We start from the raw sequence: 19364 nt of genomic DNA, 5'->3' as shown, positions 1-19364 counted from the left end.
ACTTTCTCCTTTTACATTTTAATTAGTTGTGCAAGTTTTTTTATACCTATTTCAATTTCTTCTAACGTTGCATATGAATACGATAGTCGCAAAAATTGGTTTGCACTTCTATCATACAAAGTACCTGGATTTAATAAAATCTTTTCTTGTAAAGCTTTGTCAAATAAGCTACGATTCGAAACGGGTACATTCATATGTAACCAAATATAAAAACCACCTGTCGGTTCATACCATGTTGCTATTTCACGACAATATTTCTCTAACATATGTAACATAAAATCTCTACGTTTCTTCAATTCATTTCTTACAAACTGTAAATGTTCATCATATAATCCATTTGTAAACCATTCTGCTGCAATTTGCTGGGATATAGAACTCGAACCATAATCTGTTTGCATTTTTATATCTGCCAACCTTTGAATTACTGATTCAGGTCCAACAATCCATCCAATTCTTAAACCTGGACTAATCACTTTAGACATACTCCCGATATGTAGTACAATTCCGTTTTTATCATATGCTTTTAAAGGCTTTGAAACAGGCTCATCAAACCATAAGTCTTGATACACTGCGTCCTCTATAATAGGCAATCCAATTTCATTACATATCTCCATTACTTCTTTCCGCTTCTCTGCATTCATACTAAAGTTCGTCGGATTATGAAAAGACGGAATTGTATATAAAATAGATGCGTTAAATTGCTTCTTATATTTCGCAATATATGATGCATTTAATCCATTCTCATCCATTGGTATTCCAATTAAACGCATTCCTGCTGATTGAAAAACATTAAGCGAATATAAATAGGATGGTTTTTCTAGTAAAATCGATGCCCCTTTCGGAAGAAGCCCCATAGAAATAAGTTGCAACGCTTGAATTGCTCCTGAAACAATTAAAATAGAATCAGGAGATACATATACACCATGCCCTTTTAAGTAGCCCGCAATTTTCTCCCTTAAATAGAGATTTCCTTTCGGCTCTTCATACCCAAGTGGCACGTTTGATTGCAACAGCTTATTCATTATTAGTTTCATCTTTTTTTCAGGTAAGAGACTCGGCGCGAGTTCACCTGTTCCTAAACGAATTACATGCGGATAAAATTCAGCTTGATTAATATCTTGAATAGCAGGAAGGTTCGGATAATGAAGCCCTGTTTCTACATAAGACTGCCAATTAGGAGGCGGAGCATATGTTGAAGTGTTCTCATTATTATTTACAACAATCGTTCCCTTTCGGCCATTTCCCTCAATGTACCCTTTTACTGCTAGTTCATCGAAAGCCATTACAATTGTACTTCGATTCACACCAAATGTATGTGCCAAATCTCTTTGTGAAGGTAACTTTGTTCCAACAGTCCATTCTCCATTAACGATTCTTTCTTTTATATACGTTTCTATTTGTTTATACAAAGGAGACGCTAAAGACATATCAGGCTTCCAAACTAATCTTTCCATCATACATATCACCTTACATTCTTTTTGGTTGGTGACCTCCCCAACCATATGGATGGATACAAATTTTCATTTCTTCTATACAATATACACTATCATAATGAATTAAAGTAGGAGGTAATATAATGAGTGAAGCGATTATTCACGGTATCATCCTTGCATTTGGCCTTATCATTCCATTAGGTGTCCAAAATGTTTTCGTATTTAACCAAGGTGCGAGCCAACCTAATATTTGGAGGGCAGCCCCTGTAGTATTAACTGCTTCTCTATGTGATACGTTACTAATATTAATTGCAGTACAGGGTGTATCCCTTGTACTCCTTACTTTTTCTTGGCTAACGACGACATTATATACGATTGGATTTATCTTTCTCATATATATGGGCTTCGTTATTTGGAGAAGTAAGCCTTCCAAAGATGTAAAACAAGAAAAAAGCATGCCTTTAAAAAAACAAATTATTTTCGCTGTATCGGTTTCGTTATTAAATCCACATGCGATTTTAGATACAATCGGTGTAATTGGGACAAATTCTATTCAATATATAGGAAGTGAAAAATGGGCTTTTACATCTGCAACGATTATCATTTCTTGGATTTGGTTTATTAGCTTAGCTTTAGCTGGAAAGTTTTTAAAGAGGCTAGACTCAACTGGAAAGGCAATCGTATTATTAAACAAAATTTCAGGCCTCGTCATATGGGGAGTCGCACTTTATATGTTAAAACAAGTTATTTTCCCTAACTAAATTAATAGGATTGCACGCTAATTATAGGTCATGCAATCCTATTTCAAATTATGCAGTCGGTTCTGGCTTCTGTTTTATTGCCTTTTCATCTTTTGCTGGTTTAATCCAAATCATTGCTATAACGGCACCAATAACAGCGAAAATACTTGTCAAATAAAACACTTCATGGTCCGACCCTTTCATAAAAAATGAATATAGGGGTGGTCCAGCTGCTACACCGATAAATCGCATCGAACTATAAAATGACGTAACCGTGCCTCTCTGCTCCTTTTCAATCCCTTGTGTAATTAGGGCATCTAAACATGGGAGTGCCATACCAATTCCTACTCCCATAATAACGAGACATAGAAGTAGTAAATAGATCCCTTTTATAAATAAAGGGATTATGACTGATGCCGCAGCCAGTAAAAAGCCAATATAAATACACTTCTTCATAACATTTTGATTATCTCCAATTTTTTTACCAGCCATATATGAACTAATCGATAATACAAGCAAAGGAATAGCAAGTACACACCCTTTCCATATACCATGAATGTCATACTTTGACTCCAGTATAGTAGACAAATAAAAGAGAATTCCGAATAAAATAAGCATTATAATTGCACCTAGTGCAAAAATGGCAATTAACCATCTTCCCTTTTCTCGAAACGTAGAGATAATAGCTTGAATAAACTCTTTTAATGGTGGTACTTCTCCTTCTTGTTTTTTTGCTTTTACTAGTACCAGTAATAAAACAATCGATACTACACATAAAACTGGAATCGCCCAAAATGGTAAGAACCATACAATGGCAGCTAGAGCAGATCCTAAAATAGGGCTGAGCACTTTTCCAAATGTATTTGATGTCTCAATGATTCCTAAACCTGCGCTAACCTGTTTTTCATCTTTGTATAAATCACCAACACACGGTATAACAACTGGCATTGCACCAGCAGCACCAATACCTTGAATCGCTCTACCGATAAGTATCCAAACGTAGGGATTATCAACTTTCCATGATACCCAACCAGTTACCGCTCCTCCGATAGCCGCAATCAGTAAACTCGGAACCATTACCATCTTCCGTCCCCATCTATCTGATAAATAACCAGCAATCGGTATAAGTAAAATTGCAACTATGGAGTAAATTGTAATAATCATGGATACTTGAAACGATGAAATATGTAATTTCTTTTCGATAGTCGGCAGTATTGGAATGAGCATTGAATTCCCTAATGTCATAACAAGTGGAACTGATGCAAGCGCAATTAAACAACAGTTTTCTTTTTTTAACATGTTGACTTCGGAACCTTTCATCATATATTTCTTGCCATATAATAGCCCTGATGGAACGTAATTTTTCATTCCACCAGGGCTATTACATCTTTACTACTTCCCATTCACAACGAAAGAAATTGGGTAAAATATAGTATTATTCCTATTGTTTGAATCCAGTTCGCTATATATCCGTACCAATTAATTGAAAAAAAAAAAGAAAGGAAGAATCCTTCCTTTCTCCTATAACCTTCTACATTTAGCGAGTATATCCGCCACCAAGTTGTTGTTCTGCCATCGCTACAAGGCGTTTCGTGATTTCACCACCTACAGAACCGTTTGCACGTGAAGAAGTTTCAGCTCCAAGTTGTACACCAAACTCTTGTGCAATTTCATATTTCATTTGATCTAGAGCCGCTTGTGCTCCATGTGATGCTAATTGATTAGAATTACGATTTCTAGCCATTACCAATCACCTCCTTGATATATATATAAATTGTGCCAAATTCGAATTTAAATACATGGTAATTTTTGGTTATTTTTAACTATAAAAAAAGAGACTCTAAATAGAGACTCTTTTATCATTTTATATTACGAAGTTACTACCTCTAATCTTCTATCTGTTAATACTTTCATTTCTTCTTTTAATATATCTTTCGCGTTGTGTCCAAACCATTCTAGCGAAGCAAAATAGTCCGTATCTCGCACTTCCCGAATGATATCATCATAATTTACAATACCTTCAAATAATGGAACCATACCAATACGACTTCCCGCTGCGGCATATACATTATTAGGTTCAAATACATGTAAATAATCCGCTGACGATATATTCTTAAAATGGTAATGTTGTATCCACGGTCTTAGTCGATGAAAACTGTCTATTGGATCTGCACCAGACTCCCATATATGAAGAAAATCAAGGTTTATTTTCAAATTCGGATGGTCTACTTCTTCTAATAATTCCAAAGTAGACGGCAACGTGTCCGTTAACGTATTTGGATGTGTTTCTAAAAGTACATATATATCATGCTGAGCAAATAAATCACAAATCTTGTGAATTCGCTTTACATACTCTTGTCTCTCTTGTTTCGAGAAGTCTACACTCCCTTTTTGTCCGGCAAACGTACGAATTTTATTCGTATTAAACCAATTTGCTAACATTACGAGTTGTTCACATTTCCCCATCGTTTTTTCAAAATCTGCTGATAATGATATGTCTAAATAATCACTTATCATCGTAATTTCTAAGTTTTTATCCTTTAAAAAATTCAACTCTCGTTCTGTCGTTTCACGCTCTTGCACATACAAATTTTGTGCATGAGTTCCCCACAATTCAATTCCTTCAAAACCGTTTTCATATGCAAATTGAACAATATCAGTAAATGAAATTAATTGATGACGAAATGAAATGGTACATAGCGAATATTTCATAACTTTAAACTCCCCTATCTTAAATTCAGTTAGCTTTTTAAAGAGTTACGACAGACTGATTTGTTTTCATACCTTTCCATGATAGAAACTGTCTCTCTAATTCCTTCTTAATTTGCAGTTCAATTGCATTCATTTCATCCAGTTTTTCAATAATCGATACGAGCATACCCTTATTATTCGTCATTGCCATTTTAATTGCACGATACTGTACATTTGTAAATCCTTGTACAATATCCTCTACCCGATCACACCAATAATCAAACTCCTCTTCCGAGTATTGTAACGTTTCACGGAAGTATGCAAAGGCATGTTCATAACTATATTTACGAATTGCAAGTACTGGTATTTGTTTTACTGCTGCTACAAGCTTAGAGAGCGAATAGCCCTCTTCCTCATTTGCCATTTTTATAATTAAATTTTTTAATTCCATAGTCAGTTCATTATCATACTTTTTGAATGTCTCAGTGAAATAATTAGCGACCATTTCTTGCGTCGGCTCCTGAATCGCCTCTACATCAATGAAATAACCACCACCAAATGGATTATCTTGAACAGAGTGAATCACTTTTTCTCTTTCCATATTCCCTTCCCAACGAAAATCAGGATCTAACATGAACCATTCTTCTTCTTTCTCTGTCTTCGATATCATTAAATAATGCGGAAATGGTTTTTGGTGAAACTTATTTTCCCTCTCTGGTAATAAAGACATATCCACCATTACAATTACATAACGATTTTCCGGCTTATTTTCTACTAATTCTAAAAATGTTTCTACATTTCTATCTTTATCTTTTGCATGATCATACCATTCGTTCACTTTAATACCATACAGTTTTTCATACCAAAGTAAATAATTATCATGGTTAATGTTTTCGGAGTGATACGAAATAATTCCGCCTTCTGTTATATCAAAGTCTCCATCCCATAGTCCAAAATAAAATGGACGAAAATCTATATCACCACGTCTTTTTATAATTTCACAAAAACAGCTCACTAAACAGTGCACTTTAATTGAAGTCATACTCTCATCCACTTTCTCCAAGGTTAGTTATTCACATTTGATTCTTGTAACGGCTGTAACTCTTCCATAAAATCAAGTAAAGATCCTACAGTAAGAAACGCCTTTGGATCTACCTCATCCTCTGGGACACATAACTTCAAATCCATTTCTATGTATACGATAAGCTGCAACATCATTACCGAATCTATATATAAATCTTGATTTAAACGCATTGTTTCTTCTAAATGCGTTACATTTTTCAGTTCCATTTTTTCTGTCATAATTTTCAGCACTGCACTCTTTAACGTTTCACGTCTCATGTTGTAACCTCTCCCATCTCTAGTAACTTTCTACTTACTTTTCCAGTTTTATTTTTCGGAATTTCAGTTACACTTTCAATTTCATGCGGAACTTTATAAGACGGTAAGTGCTGAATACACCATTCTCTTATTTGTACTGGGTCAATATGAGAGATTACTTTCGCTTTTACGATTTCTCCCATCACTGGATGTTTCCCTCGGTATACAATGGCTTCTTGAATACCTTCTAATCGAAGCATCGTTTCTTCCACCTCTATAGGAAACACTTTTAACCCTGAAACATTGATTACATCATCCATACGCCCCATAAAGTGAAGGCCGCGCTCAGATTCATACCCTAAATCTTTCGTATAAATTTCCTTTCCAGCAATTTTCACTACGATTTCTTCAGGCTCGTTTTCATCTGATCCTATGCTTATACTTACATGTGGAAGTGGTTTTCCTAAATCTAAATGACTCTCCATATCATGACATATACTAATACAACCAGCTTCAGAACATCCATATTGCTGCATCATGTACGTTGTCATTTCATTTAGTTTATAAAATAATGTTTCGGGCAAAGGTGATCCGGATGTCATAATTTTATGAAACTGGAACGTTCCTAGTGGAAAACTCCCCATAATATGTAGCATCAATGGTACTGCATATATGATATGTTTTTCTGTATTGCGAATAATATTTAATGCGAATTTAGGGTTTTTATTCGTAATAATTATAGGCTTACTTCCTCTTGTAATAGAAGATAACGTACCACATATTAATCCGTATGAATGTGAAACAGGAGCCATAACAATCGGTACTTCATCTTCTTCACAATTTAAAGCTTCATTATAAGCAACGATTTCAGTATCAACTTCCGTCCATGATCTGCAAATCAATTTCGGTTCTCCCGTGGTTCCTGAGCTATATTGCAATAAAGAAGGCTCTTGTAGTAATGAATTCACTACTTCTAATTTTGTAAATTCGCTACATTCTCCATATAAAAGTCCCGTACAATTTGCACGCCTTGCCATTTTAATAGCCGTATCTTTTGGTGTATCTTCATGTATAAGAAGTACAGATGATTTCTTTTCTTTTAAGAAAAACACAAGTGTAATAATCTCAAATGGATCTTTCAGACAAAGTGCAAATCTATTTCCTTTTGCTGCTTGAAATTGTTCCATTTCCTCGTAAACTTGTAATCTCGATTCAAAATCATTTTTACTATACTCTTGTTTATTAACGATTAGCATAATTTCCCCCTGTAACAAATGATTTTTGTATGTTAAGTTGCTTTGCACTATACAATGGATTTGGAACTTCATGAACAAGCGATTCTACATCCAAATATAAACGACGCTTCGTTAATTGCTCCGCATAGAAAGTAGCTGTGTATAATTGAATGGATTCAAATCTCTCTTTCAAATGTGGATATTTTCTAAAATGATTTTCAATTTCTTCGACAATCATCATCCAAAAACGTTCTTCTTTCCATTCATATTCATCCGCAAGTATGAAAGCTAACTCTCCTAGATTAAATAAGAAAAGTGCATCTAAAACCATCTCTTGCAAACATTCGATGCGATCCATTTCAAAGAAATCATTCATTTTTCCGTTCACATACGTTTTATGCATTTTTGTAAACTCAGGGCATTTGTCAATTTCTTTCAAGTATGGACGATAAAACTCAAGTCCTTCATGAAAGTCCTTTAATGCAACCCGGACAGGTAGCCCTTCTTTATGGACTAAAATCATATTTTGACCGTGTGATTCTAATGCGATCCCGTGCTCTACAACAAGGTGTAAAACCGGTATTATCGCTTTTTGAATAAGTACTTGCAGCCAATTTTCTATTCCATATTTGTTTAACCATGCATCAATAATTGGTGTACTATCTTTCTTTTTGGCATATAAGCCATTAAAGGGAACTGCATCCTCTTGTTTATCTACATATTTGTGAACGCTTTCACGCCAAATACATCCTAATGAACCATATGTAGCTTTCTTATTCGTATCATACGTTACGCTCGAGAATTCCTTTAATAAAATCAAGCGCGATTCATCCCTTAAATAAGGATCCTGACTTACGACATCACTTAACCAATTTGATATAGCTGGTGCACTCACAACCGAATGTGGTTTCAACGTACGGATAGTTGAAGTATTAAGTAAATTCATCGATAACTTAACATACGGCTTCTTTGGATTCGTCATATTTCTTAATGTTCTCATTGACTGTTGGGCGCAGTAATCATCCGATGATTCCCCTAAATAAATCACATATTTCCCCTGTATATGATCCGCATAATTAGGAATAATAAAGTTCTCCCACTGCCAAGGGTGGACTGGGATAAACAAATACTGTTTTGGATTACATCCCATATTTTGAATACGATTTATATATTCTTCTATTCTCTGCACACCAATTTCTTCTGTTAAAGTATTGCTATAAATCATTTCATTTTCATAACCTACAGTCGCATATTTCTTATGTGCTGCAATCCATATGAGTTTTATTGGCTTCATGAATTCATATCCATATTGAAAATTGTCACGATATTGAAATCCAATGCGCGCTTTATAGCTAGGATGATACGGGTGACCGTCTATTAAATGGCTTTCAAACTCATCGTAAGATTTTCGAGTATATTCCTCCCTTTTATTTCTTTCATATTGTGCAATCGTGTCTTTAAATATTGTTTGTTCTAATTCGTGAATAAAAGAATCTAATCTAGTTCGTTCTACGTTAACAACCCGAAAAACTTCTTCTAAAAATTGCGACACAGATTGTATTTCTTGTTGTTCGTCTTGCACTCGTATTAGTAATGAGTCTACAGCAATACGTCCAAATGTCATCCTTTCTCTTCCATGGCATTGATACGAAACATTTTTGTTTTCTTCATCAAGTCCTTGTATAATAAAAAGAATTTGTTCTTCCTTCTCTACACGAACTGGCGTTATAATCCCCTCATAAATTAACGATTCTACTAACTGACGTAACACCCTTCTTCGCACTGAAATGTATTCTTCTGATTCAAGTGCCTTCAATATTTTCGTGTGATACATATCCACTTTCATAAACTCCTCCACTTATGACGAAATACCAAATTCCATTATTTGTATTACGTGAAATTTTAACGCTATTTATGAACGAACAGCCACTTCTCTAACGAGTGGATTATGCACTTGCACATAAATTGCTTGCTCTAATGGATTTGTTAATTCATCGACATCGAAAAATCTCGTTAATAAATTTGCTTTACATGCCAACTTATCCTCTTCCAACAATTCTTTTAAAAATGTAGAAGGTTCACGGTTATATGGAAGGAATGATTCCAATACAGACCTTAATTCAGAAAGTAGAATTTCCTCCTTAATTAATCCTGCCGTACCAAAACCGTTAATAAGTCCAAACATATGATTAAAAATTAAATAGTAACGAAACCTTTCATCTACAATATAATCGTCATATAAATTCCCAGTACGTTCTCCAATACCAGATAACTCATTATTAAGCATCTCTTTCATTGAATTACAGAAATAAAATCCTTGATTATCACGGAAATAATATTTTACTGGATAACCATCCTTCAACTGTACAACACTATTTTGTTGATGAGCTTCTAATGCAACTCCATACTGTAAATACATCCATACCATCGGCTTTAAAGAAATATTTACATACCGTCTAAACCACTCTAAACTTACTTCTTCACAGCTTCTATTTTCTAACTCTGCTAAATGATGAATTATATTCGATAAACGAGTGTGCTCGCCAGGAATAGCATCTTGAACTAGTCCAGCAATTAATGTAGCATCATTTGCATGTTCACTATAGAAAGGGTTCTCGCGAATAATTACTTCAAATCCAGATTCTTGTGTTCCATAATTTAATGTAATAAAGGCTGGATCACAAATAAAATCAAAGCCTGGAAATCTTTCTCGTACTTCACCAATAGCCGTATTTAACATTTCCTTCCCTTCAAGGCCACTCTCAAGTTCTTTCAACTTATTAATGCGCATTGAATTTGTTACTTTCACTGGAAAGGAAAACTTAAGCATATATTTCGAATGAGGATGATATAGCGTCCTAAGTGATGATGTTGCCATATAACACTTACCTACTGGACCAATATATTCAAGCACTCCTTGATTTATCCACTCTTGTACATAAGGTTGATGTAATAACCATTCAGCCTGAAGCGGATGAATTGGAATTAATGAATATTCATCTTCCTTACAGTACTTCTCTATAAATTCCTCATTTACCATCTCATCTTTACTTAATTCTTCTTTTATAATCGTTGTTGTAGAATCTAATAATAATGATTTTTCATTTACTATACTTTTATGTGCGCGAAAATAATGAAGCTGGCATTCTCCTTTTAATTCTGGAGAATACATTGCACTTTTCCAATCCAATATACCTTGTCTACTCTTTGGGGTAGGATGAGTTAAATGCCCAAATAATAAAGATTGCTCCGCCTCTATAAAAGTTGTATGGAAACCATATAATGCAGATGTATCTTCTGCTCTCTCTTTTGTAAATTCTTCAATATTTTGACAACTGCGAATAACTCGAAGCATAAGCTCAGCAGGATTAGTTCCTTCTCCATAGTTGATAGACATCTCTTTTATTAAAAATGTAATAACTGTAACATAATCTGCTTTTATAACAGTTTTAGTTTCTCCAATTTGATAATAAAACTGTTCTCCAAACAAATGGCGATCTGTTGCTGATTTATATATAACTTCTCCATACAAAGTAACATTCTGTGCCGATAGCCGACAACATAAATATGTGGGGACTACATTTCTATTCAACGTATTACTGAAGATACTTTCCATTCTTTCATCCTCTGTAATCCATTCTCCACTCCCTGTTTCTCTTAAATAACAGTTTAAAAAACTTTGTATTGTTGCATGTTCTGCGATTTGTTTCGCATGCTGCATACTGGTCCTCCTCTTTATATTAACGCTATCGAAATTTTATAAAACAACCAATGATTGAATATCATTATCAATTATGATTCTAATTGATTGTTATTATCAATTCAAGAGTATATTTCAGAATTTTTTTATCTAACTAAATTTTTTTCCTTTTCTATCATTTATTTCATCTAATTAAAGATACAATAGAAAAATTTTTACTCTCAAGTTAACTATTCATTATTTTTCACATTACTCGTTATTAATCGATTGAACAGAGTTAAACAAAAAGGTATACCAATTAAAGGTATACCTTTTAAAAACATAAAGTTTACATAATAATATTATTTATATTCCTCCAGCAATACGCTGTTTCTTCTACCTGTACTCTCTCTAAAAATTTCGTATCAATTTTTTCAGGGTTATATTTTTCATAAAACTTTTTAGCGGGATTATTAGTAACGACCCAAACTAAAAGAGATTGCATACCATTTTTTATACATTCCGACAGTAACGCTTGAAATAATTTTTGTCCTATTTTCAGTCCTTGATACTGTTGTAACAGATAAATCGCATATAATTCCCCATCACAATTATATGTACCGCTTCTTTCAACTCCCCCATCAATGAATCCGATTATTTTTCCATTTAACGTTTCTGCTACAAATTTGAATTGGTAATTATCTTCTTTTTGAAAAATATCCTCCCACTGCTTTTTTCTTTGTTCAAATGTTACATTTTCTAAAATTTCGTTTTCGAATATCCCGGTATACGTTGTTTTCCAGCTTTCCACATGTACTTTTGCTATTGCTGCAATATCCGATTTTGTCGCCCTTCTAATGTGTATCTCCACCATTCTCATCCCCTTTAGAGAATAATTATAGCAAACTGTTTTTTTACGCGTAAAAAAAAGAGTGAATTTCCATCACTCTTTTTTATCTACTTTCAACTTCAACTGAAACAACTCGATCAATCTCTTTTAGTGAACTATATAACTCAGTTGTATATAAATCTTCTGGAGCTAAAATAACCATTTCCAATTGCTGAAATGCACCACTATCAATATCTTTAATTTTCACTCGTTTTACATGCATGCCTAATTTTTTAATTTGCTTAAATATACCATCTAATTCTTGGTGCTCTTTTACAGTAATTTTTATAGATAAGTCCTTTTGTCTTAATGAATACGGGCCTGCAATTTTCACAATTTGCGGAAGTACGTTAATCGCTAAAATAATTAAAATCATGGCAACGGTCGCTTGTAAATAAAACCCTGCTCCAATTGCTATACCTAAAGCTGAAGCAGCCCACACCATAGAAGCTGTCGTTAATCCAGAAATAACGTCATTACTTCTTCGTAAAATGACACCTGCTCCAAGGAAACCGATTCCGCTCACAATTTGAGCAGCAAGACGCATTGGATCCATATTTGTATGACCTGGAACAGAATATACATGAACTGATTCAATTGAAACCATCGTAATTAAACAACTTGCTACAGAAATAACCATACTTGTTTTCACACCAAGCGGTTTATTCTTTAGCTGCCTATCTATCCCGATGAATAATCCTAAAAAGAGCGCTAAACCTAATTTGAGTAAAAATTCATATGACATGTTTCATTCTCCTTACTTTACAATGTTTCCCTTCGAATAATTCACTATAACTCTTTTATGATATCTATTCCAGTCTTTTCTATTCATTTAACGATAAAAGCCGAAAAAACATTTTTATATGTTTTTTCGGCTTTATATTCCGATTAAGAACTTTCTTTATTTCTGTTCTTTAATCTTAATCTGCGCATCTTTATAAAATGCTAATTTACTGTCATTATACTCTTTTGTATAATTGTTAAACTGCTCTTTCGACTTTTGTGCTTCTCCATTTAACTCATTAAAAGTTTTAACTTTCTCACCAATCTCTTTTAATTTCGTTTCTTTTACCTTTAATTGTTCGTACAATTCTTTTTCAGTCGCTAACGCCTTCGTGTAGTTTTCATTCATCTTTTGGAATGCATCGTAACGTTTTTTATACGACTCTTCAACTGCCTTTGCTTGCTTTTGCACTTTCTTATCTTCAAGTTTTTCTATATTACTTTGAACGGATTTCGTTTCCTTCTGCGCTTTTTCTAGCATTTCTTTTTCGTTTTTCAATACTTTTTCACGGTCAGCTACATTTGCAGTCGCTTGTTCTATCTTTTTCATAACTGCGTCATTATGATCTTTACCTTCTTGTAAAATTTGAGAATATAGTTCTTGACCTTGCTTCTCTAAACCCTCTAATTTTTTCGCTTCATCAACTAAAGACTTTTCTTGTGTTGCTGCTGTTTCAAAAGCTGTATATAAATTTCCTTCTGGCTTTTCACCGAAACAACCTGTTAATACCCCTACTGATAACGCTCCAACTAATGCTACTTTTCCATACTTCAACATTCATTCCTCCATTACATACGGTTATCATGCCAGAAGTTCACTGGGAAGTGACTTTCTTCATGATAAGCTTCAAACTCATAACCCTTTTCTTTTAACCCCTTTAAAATTGCTGGCACAGCAGCGACTGATTGCGGGTGAATATCATGCATTAAAATTACTTCTTGTGGTTTTGTTGCATTTGTTAATACGTTTTGAGCAATTTGCGCTGCAGCTGCATCAACTTGCATTTTATTATATTTCCAATCTAATGAATCAATTGTCCAATCCCAAACTTTAAAACCGCCTTCTACCACTTTATTTCGAAGGCCTTCATTTAATCCAGGCATCGAACCATATGGCGGACGTGTTAATTTAGGTGATTTTCCAATAATATTAGCAATTAAGCTTTGGTCTTCTTTCATCTCATTTACATATTCACCATTTTTATATAACTTTGCAAAGTTATGTGTCATACTATGCATACCTACATAATGTCCCTCTGCATTTTCACGTTTCACTAAATCCGGAAACTCTTTTACATTCGCTCCAATTAAAAAGAATGTCGCCTTCGCATCATGCTGTTTTAACGTATTTAATAATTCAGCCGTATATTTGCCTGGTCCATCATCAAATGTAAGATAAGCAACTTTTCTTTCTTTTCCATTAAAACGACTTGGTGCCGTTTTATTCAATTCAACTTTTGATTGTTCACTTGCAAGCTGTACTACATTTTCTTGTTTTGCAACAGCCTTTGCTGGTGAAGTAATTGATTGAAACATAAAATACCCAATAGCTACTGCTGCAACCGCTATTAAAACGACTACTACTCGTTTCATATTAAAAGCTTTTTCCATTCTATCGAATTCCTCTCCCTATTAATCTTATATATAAATCACCCAATATAATTATACATCTATTTATTTTATTGCACGATATAAAGTGAAACTTTAATCAGTGGGGGTATTCATCCCCCACTGATTATTAACCTTCACCAATCGAGTGTTTACGGGCAGTTAATTTCCCACCTACCTTCTTTGCTCTAGCCGAATTTTGAGGCGGGAATCTCACTACCCACAAATAGCGTGATAAATAGACTGTATATGTATTATAATGGGAGTTTTATCAAAATTGTTGTTCCTATTCCTTCTTTACTCACAATACTAAGTGTACCTCTATGAAGCTCCACCATTTTTTTTACGATAGCTAAGCCAAGGCCTGCACCTGCAGCATGATTATTAATCTGGTAAAAAGACTGCTCTATATATGGTAAATGCTCTTTAGCAATTCCAATCCCTTCATCTTTCACCTTTATCACTGCTTGTCCTTCATTTTTAGTCGCTTCAATGTATACAGTACCATTTTCATGTGAATATTTAATTGCATTTTGAATAATATTCAAGAAAATTTGCTTTAGCCTATTTCGGTCTCCCAACAATTCAATTCGTTCTATAGTATTAATGAATTGAATTTGTTTCTTTTCAGCGTTAGGAGTTAATTGCCAAATCGTCTCCTCTAGTATATCGTACAATTGCACCTTTTGTTTATATAAATTAAAATGATTTGATTGTAATCTTGAAAAATCTAACAATTCTTCTACTAAATGAATCAATCGGTCTGTCTCACCGGAAATAATCCCCATACCTTGCTTGATTTCTTCTTCTGTTAAATGTTCTACTGTTTTAAGCGTCTCACTCCAACCTTTAATTCCTGTTAAAGGTGTTCGTATTTCATGAGAAATAGAAGCGATAAATTCATTTTTCATCTGTTCCGCTTTTTCTATTTTATCAGACATATAGTTTAAACTATGTGCTAATTCACCTAATTCACCAGGATAATCTTCTTTAATTTTATTTTTCAACGTTCCTTCTGCGATTTGTGAAGAAGCTTGAATGATAGATTCAATTGGCTCAACAAAAGAATTTGCCAAGCGTCTACTAATTGAGAAGACAATACATGAAATAACAATACCAACGGCAATAGTAAACATAATAATTTCAATAATCTTTGCATTCACATGTGTTAATACTGTCGTATATTTTAAAACACCGATTGTTTGTCCTTGATGTATAAGTGGGCTTAGCACTTCTAGTTGTTTTTCATTATCTTTCGTAGTAGTAACTTGATTATACATTTCACCTTCCAATAAAGATTGTGGGATATTCACTTTACCTTCTACTTTTTCACCACTTGAAGATTGTATAACCGAACCATGACGATCAATTAACTGTAATTCCGTTCCATCTAATTGAAAACTACTAATTATGTCACCACTATATTCTTGCAAACGAATAAAATATAATGAATTGTATTCTGAGAAAAATCGAGTACTCGTCTTCGCATGAGATTCTATATATTGCACAATACCATTATAATAATATCGATAAATTGAGACCGAAAATACTACCTCAAACAATACAAGCATAAGTGTAATGACCGTCATAAAATATAAAGTCACTTTCCGTTTCATCTTATACTTTCCTTCCACACATATCCTTTTCCCCACACTGTAAGGATAAATTCGGGTTCTGATGGATTACATTCTATCTTTTGGCGTAACCGTCTCATATTTACATCTACGACTTTCGTCTCGCCTACGTAATTCGTTCCCCAAATCATATTTAAAATTTCATCACGTGAAACCGGCTTTGAGGATTGATTCATTAAGTATTGTAAAATCATATACTCTGTAGGTGTTAAATCAACCAATTGTCCATCTCTATATAATCTTTCTTCTATAATATTTAACGAAAACGGACCAGACGTAATTGTATTCGTTTTTTCTTTATGCACTTCTATTCTTCTTAATAGAGATTGTATACGTGCAGTTAACTCTACTGGACTAAACGGTTTTGTAATATAATCATCTGCACCAATTCCTAGTCCTTGCACCACATCTCCATCTTGTACACGTGCGGTTAACATAATAATGCCCATTTTTTTATTTTCTTCCCGAATAGTTTTACAAACTTGAAAACCATCAATTCCTGGTAACATGACATCAAGTAACGCTACATCAACAGTGTGATCACATAAAATCTGTAACGCTTCTTCTCCAGTACTAGCTTCTAATACATAAAATCCAGCACGCTTTAAATTTAAGACAATAAAACTACGGATTGGCATTTCATCTTCTAAAACTAAAATTGTTGACATAATTTCCACCTCCCTACTCTTGTTGATAATCCGCTAGCGGTTTTATATATGCTTTCACTTTTTTAAACTTTGATCGCTTCGGCACTGCATATACGTGAGAAGCCGTTTTCACCGCTGCCTCGAATCCTTTTATTTTGAACCATTCTTTCCGCTTAAAAATTTGGACTTCAAGCCATATTTCATTTGTATTTACGTCCAAAAACTTTTGAGAATTTGATTCCTTCTGCTGATCTGGGATAGTAATTTTCCCAATCAACTCTTCAGGGATTTTCACAAAATACCCTTTTTCTATATCGATATATCTTTCTTCTATAGGTTTCGTTCCATCTTCACTCCACTGTATGTAACGTTCAAAGAGCGGACTATCTCCATGTGATTTATCTTCCCAACCTTTTGGTCGTACAGTACGAACAAATTCAATAATACCATCTTCATTTACATCTTTACTTTCCACCACATATTCATTGAATAAATCTTCTTTCCCATCTATAGGTAGTACCTCATAATGATCCTTATCAAATTTTGCTACATAAGTTATACCTGAATGAGCCCCAATTCCTGCATCAATTACAATCGCCTTTAATGTTTTAGAAATATGGCCCATTTGTATTCTTTGAATACTATTTATAAATGGATCAAATGTAACTTCTGATATTGTCTTAAACTGCTCAATAAGCTCAACTGTCAACTTCTCATCTTTTTCATAAGTAACAAGGCTTATATCATTAAGACCATTTCTATTTAGATCCTCTATAAATAACTTCGTGTAACGCCGATTATAAATCTCCTTCATATCATCATTTTCTTCTGAAAAAGCATACATAACATGTTCTAACGATTCACGATTTACAGAGATTCCAATTAATAATTCTCGCTTCCCATTCCCTGTAAAATCACCGACTTCAACGATATCTATATCCTCACCATCAAATTTATGCGTGGACTTTATTTTCCACTTATAGCCGATTTCCTCATATACAGCTAAATATACGCTACGATCTTCATTCGGCAATTTATAAAATACGATGGCTTCTTTTTTATTATCTTGTTTAAAATCCATTGACCAAATCATTTGTTTATCTTTATTAGACTTTGGAGTAAGCAACCGATAATTAACAGGCAAATCTTTATCTATTTGCTCTTTTAGTTCATTAATCCACTTTTCATTTGCAGGAGCTCCCATTAAACTGGTTGGAGCTTCAGACATTTTACATCCAGTCAATATAAAGACGATTCCCATAATGCTTATCCATTTTTGCATATGTTATCTTTCCTTATAACAGTATTTATCTTTACTTTTTGCTTATCCAATAATCTCATACATATGAGTATAATTTTTCTAGAATAAAAAATCGTTACAGAAAAGTTACAAATCCATTTCCATAAAAAAAGATTGGCAAAGGCCAATCTTTTTTACTTTTCATTTAGAACTGATTTTGGCGTTACACCTAGATGTTGATTCAGTTTATTTGAAATATCTTTCACATTTTTTTCATTTGGAATGTAATAATAAATACCACCAATACGTTTATCAGTACCTTCAATTTGCATCTTTTCCATTTGTAGATCCGATCCTGCCATGTTTTTCGTAATAGCAAGCATATCATCAAATGTTAAGTTTGTTTTCATGTTTTTATCAACTGCATCAAGTAGAGAGCCCATTTTGCTAATTGATTGAACAGACATTGCTTTTTTCGCAATTGCTTCTATTACAAGTTGTTGTCTCTGTCCGCGCATTGCATCACTATCAATTTTACGTGTTCTTGCAAGTGCAAGTGCCTGTTCTCCATTTAAATGTTGGAAACCTTTTTCTAAATGAATCATACCTGCTTGGTCTTTACTATCTTGCTCTGTGAACGTAACAGGTACATCAATATCAATACCACCTAGTGAATCTACAATTTGAACAAATGACTCAAAGTTAAACTTCACATAGTAATCAACTGGAACATTTAAAAATCTTTCCACAGTATCTCGTGTACTTTCAACACCACCAAATACATGTGCATGCGTAATTTTATCTAATTTTTTTCTAGATGGAATATAAACACGTGAATCACGCGGAATACTAACTAATTTAACAGATTTATCATCTTTATTAATTGTTGCTAATAAAAGTGCATCTGTTCGAACCGCTTCACCATATTGACTTTTCCGCATTTCACTACCGTCTACACCCATAATTAAAATTGAGATATTATCCTTTAAAGGTTCCACTTCTTTATCACGTTTTGATGATTTATCAATTTGTGCATATGCATCACTTACAACCGCTTTTGCTTTATTATATATTAACGACCCATATCCTACTCCACCAAAAACAAGTAAGAACAATGGAATTATTATAAACCACTTTATTGACTTTCTTTTAGAACGCTTTTTATTACTTCTCGTATTTTGTTCTAATTCAGAGCTCATACCCATTCGCCTCTCTTTCTCTTTCCCTAGTATAATGTATGTCTAGTAATCTTCATATTGAATTTCCTTTCAATTACCTTACAAATTTGTAAGGTTACATTGTGGATTCAATATGTATTCCATTTCACATTATACTCTCGTACTTATTTTTGGCAAGTCACTATTTACTAACTTCAAAAATTTAGCACTTCGTAACATTCGAAATTACAGATTTATCAACCTTTTCATTTCAAATAATCTGACTTTCAACTGAAAGAACGAACAAA

At 33.7% G+C, this 19364-nt stretch carries 18 protein-coding genes; 1 reads left to right on the top strand and 17 read right to left on the bottom strand.

Going from position 1 to position 19364, the window contains the following annotated elements; all coding sequences use genetic code 11:
- Window positions 1-11: 11 nt before the first annotated feature.
- Window positions 12-1457, bottom strand: a complete 1446-nt coding sequence (locus DPQ31_RS09720; protein ID WP_106080521.1) for an aminotransferase-like domain-containing protein — start codon at window positions 1455-1457, stop codon at window positions 12-14.
- Window positions 1458-1576: 119 nt separating this feature from the next.
- On the opposite strand from DPQ31_RS09720, the gene DPQ31_RS09715 reads away from it, so the two are divergent.
- Entirely contained in the window at window positions 1577-2194 is a 618-nt protein-coding gene (locus DPQ31_RS09715; protein WP_001287314.1) for a LysE/ArgO family amino acid transporter, read from the top strand.
- Window positions 2195-2242: 48 nt separating this feature from the next.
- Here the strand turns inward: DPQ31_RS09715 and DPQ31_RS09710 are convergent, their stop codons facing one another.
- From DPQ31_RS09710 to DPQ31_RS09635, 16 genes are all read right to left on the bottom strand, one after another.
- Entirely contained in the window at window positions 2243-3472 is a 1230-nt protein-coding gene (locus tag DPQ31_RS09710) for a bacillibactin exporter BcbE (RefSeq protein WP_043322897.1), read from the bottom strand.
- A gap of 238 nt (window positions 3473-3710) precedes the next feature.
- The gene (locus DPQ31_RS09705; RefSeq protein WP_000113546.1) at window positions 3711-3917 is read right to left on the bottom strand and encodes an alpha/beta-type small acid-soluble spore protein; all 207 of its coding nucleotides are present in this window, start codon (window positions 3915-3917) and stop codon (window positions 3711-3713) included.
- Between the two features lie 125 nt (window positions 3918-4042).
- Entirely contained in the window at window positions 4043-4885 is an 843-nt protein-coding gene (locus DPQ31_RS09700) for a sugar phosphate isomerase/epimerase family protein (RefSeq protein WP_087970057.1), read from the bottom strand.
- Window positions 4886-4922: 37 nt separating this feature from the next.
- A complete protein-coding gene (locus DPQ31_RS09695) occupies window positions 4923-5906 on the bottom strand; it encodes a DUF6005 family protein (RefSeq protein WP_000200692.1) in 984 nt (327 codons plus the stop codon).
- A 23-nt stretch (window positions 5907-5929) separates the two neighbouring features.
- Entirely contained in the window at window positions 5930-6205 is a 276-nt protein-coding gene (gene asbD / locus DPQ31_RS09690) for a petrobactin biosynthesis protein AsbD (protein ID WP_001250761.1), read from the bottom strand.
- Window positions 6202-7440 carry an AMP-binding protein gene (locus DPQ31_RS09685; protein ID WP_098911519.1) on the bottom strand — a complete coding sequence of 413 codons (1239 nt, stop codon included), beginning with the start codon at window positions 7438-7440 and terminating at the stop codon, window positions 6202-6204. The genes asbD and DPQ31_RS09685 overlap by 4 nt, the downstream gene beginning before the upstream one ends.
- Window positions 7427-9265, bottom strand: a complete 1839-nt coding sequence (locus DPQ31_RS09680) for an IucA/IucC family protein (RefSeq protein WP_000861776.1) — start codon at window positions 9263-9265, stop codon at window positions 7427-7429. Before DPQ31_RS09680 ends, DPQ31_RS09685 begins: the two co-directional genes overlap by 14 nt.
- Before the next feature lie 66 nt (window positions 9266-9331).
- Window positions 9332-11140, bottom strand: a complete 1809-nt coding sequence (locus tag DPQ31_RS09675) for an IucA/IucC family protein (RefSeq protein ID WP_199631541.1) — start codon at window positions 11138-11140, stop codon at window positions 9332-9334.
- A 307-nt stretch (window positions 11141-11447) separates the two neighbouring features.
- The gene (locus DPQ31_RS09670) at window positions 11448-11972 is read right to left on the bottom strand and encodes a GNAT family N-acetyltransferase (RefSeq protein ID WP_098911517.1); all 525 of its coding nucleotides are present in this window, start codon (window positions 11970-11972) and stop codon (window positions 11448-11450) included.
- Between the two features lie 79 nt (window positions 11973-12051).
- Window positions 12052-12732 carry an MgtC/SapB family protein gene (locus DPQ31_RS09665; protein WP_000119505.1) on the bottom strand — a complete coding sequence of 227 codons (681 nt, stop codon included), beginning with the start codon at window positions 12730-12732 and terminating at the stop codon, window positions 12052-12054.
- A 156-nt stretch (window positions 12733-12888) separates the two neighbouring features.
- Complete coding sequence (locus DPQ31_RS09660; protein WP_208732092.1) at window positions 12889-13545, bottom strand: YkyA family protein; 657 nt, start codon at window positions 13543-13545, stop codon at window positions 12889-12891.
- Between the two features lie 14 nt (window positions 13546-13559).
- Window positions 13560-14381, bottom strand: coding sequence for a peptidoglycan-N-acetylglucosamine deacetylase (locus DPQ31_RS09655; protein WP_000409398.1), 822 nt, complete (start codon window positions 14379-14381; stop codon window positions 13560-13562).
- A gap of 251 nt (window positions 14382-14632) precedes the next feature.
- Entirely contained in the window at window positions 14633-15994 is a 1362-nt protein-coding gene (locus DPQ31_RS09650) for a HAMP domain-containing sensor histidine kinase (protein WP_000824522.1), read from the bottom strand.
- Window positions 15991-16680 carry a response regulator transcription factor gene (locus tag DPQ31_RS09645; RefSeq protein ID WP_000104235.1) on the bottom strand — a complete coding sequence of 230 codons (690 nt, stop codon included), beginning with the start codon at window positions 16678-16680 and terminating at the stop codon, window positions 15991-15993. The genes DPQ31_RS09650 and DPQ31_RS09645 overlap by 4 nt, the downstream gene beginning before the upstream one ends.
- A 13-nt stretch (window positions 16681-16693) precedes the next feature.
- Window positions 16694-17941, bottom strand: coding sequence for a hypothetical protein (locus tag DPQ31_RS09640; protein WP_097879079.1), 1248 nt, complete (start codon window positions 17939-17941; stop codon window positions 16694-16696).
- A 152-nt stretch (window positions 17942-18093) separates the two neighbouring features.
- Window positions 18094-19104, bottom strand: coding sequence for an LCP family protein (locus tag DPQ31_RS09635; RefSeq protein ID WP_000525840.1), 1011 nt, complete (start codon window positions 19102-19104; stop codon window positions 18094-18096).
- Window positions 19105-19364: the final 260 nt, after the last annotated feature.

The organism is Bacillus sp. COPE52 (assembly GCF_003355115.1).
GTDB lineage: Bacteria > Bacillota > Bacilli > Bacillales > Bacillaceae_G > Bacillus_A > Bacillus_A toyonensis.
The sequence above is the reverse complement of the archived record's forward strand: the minus strand, read 5'-3'. Positions and strand labels throughout refer to the sequence as shown.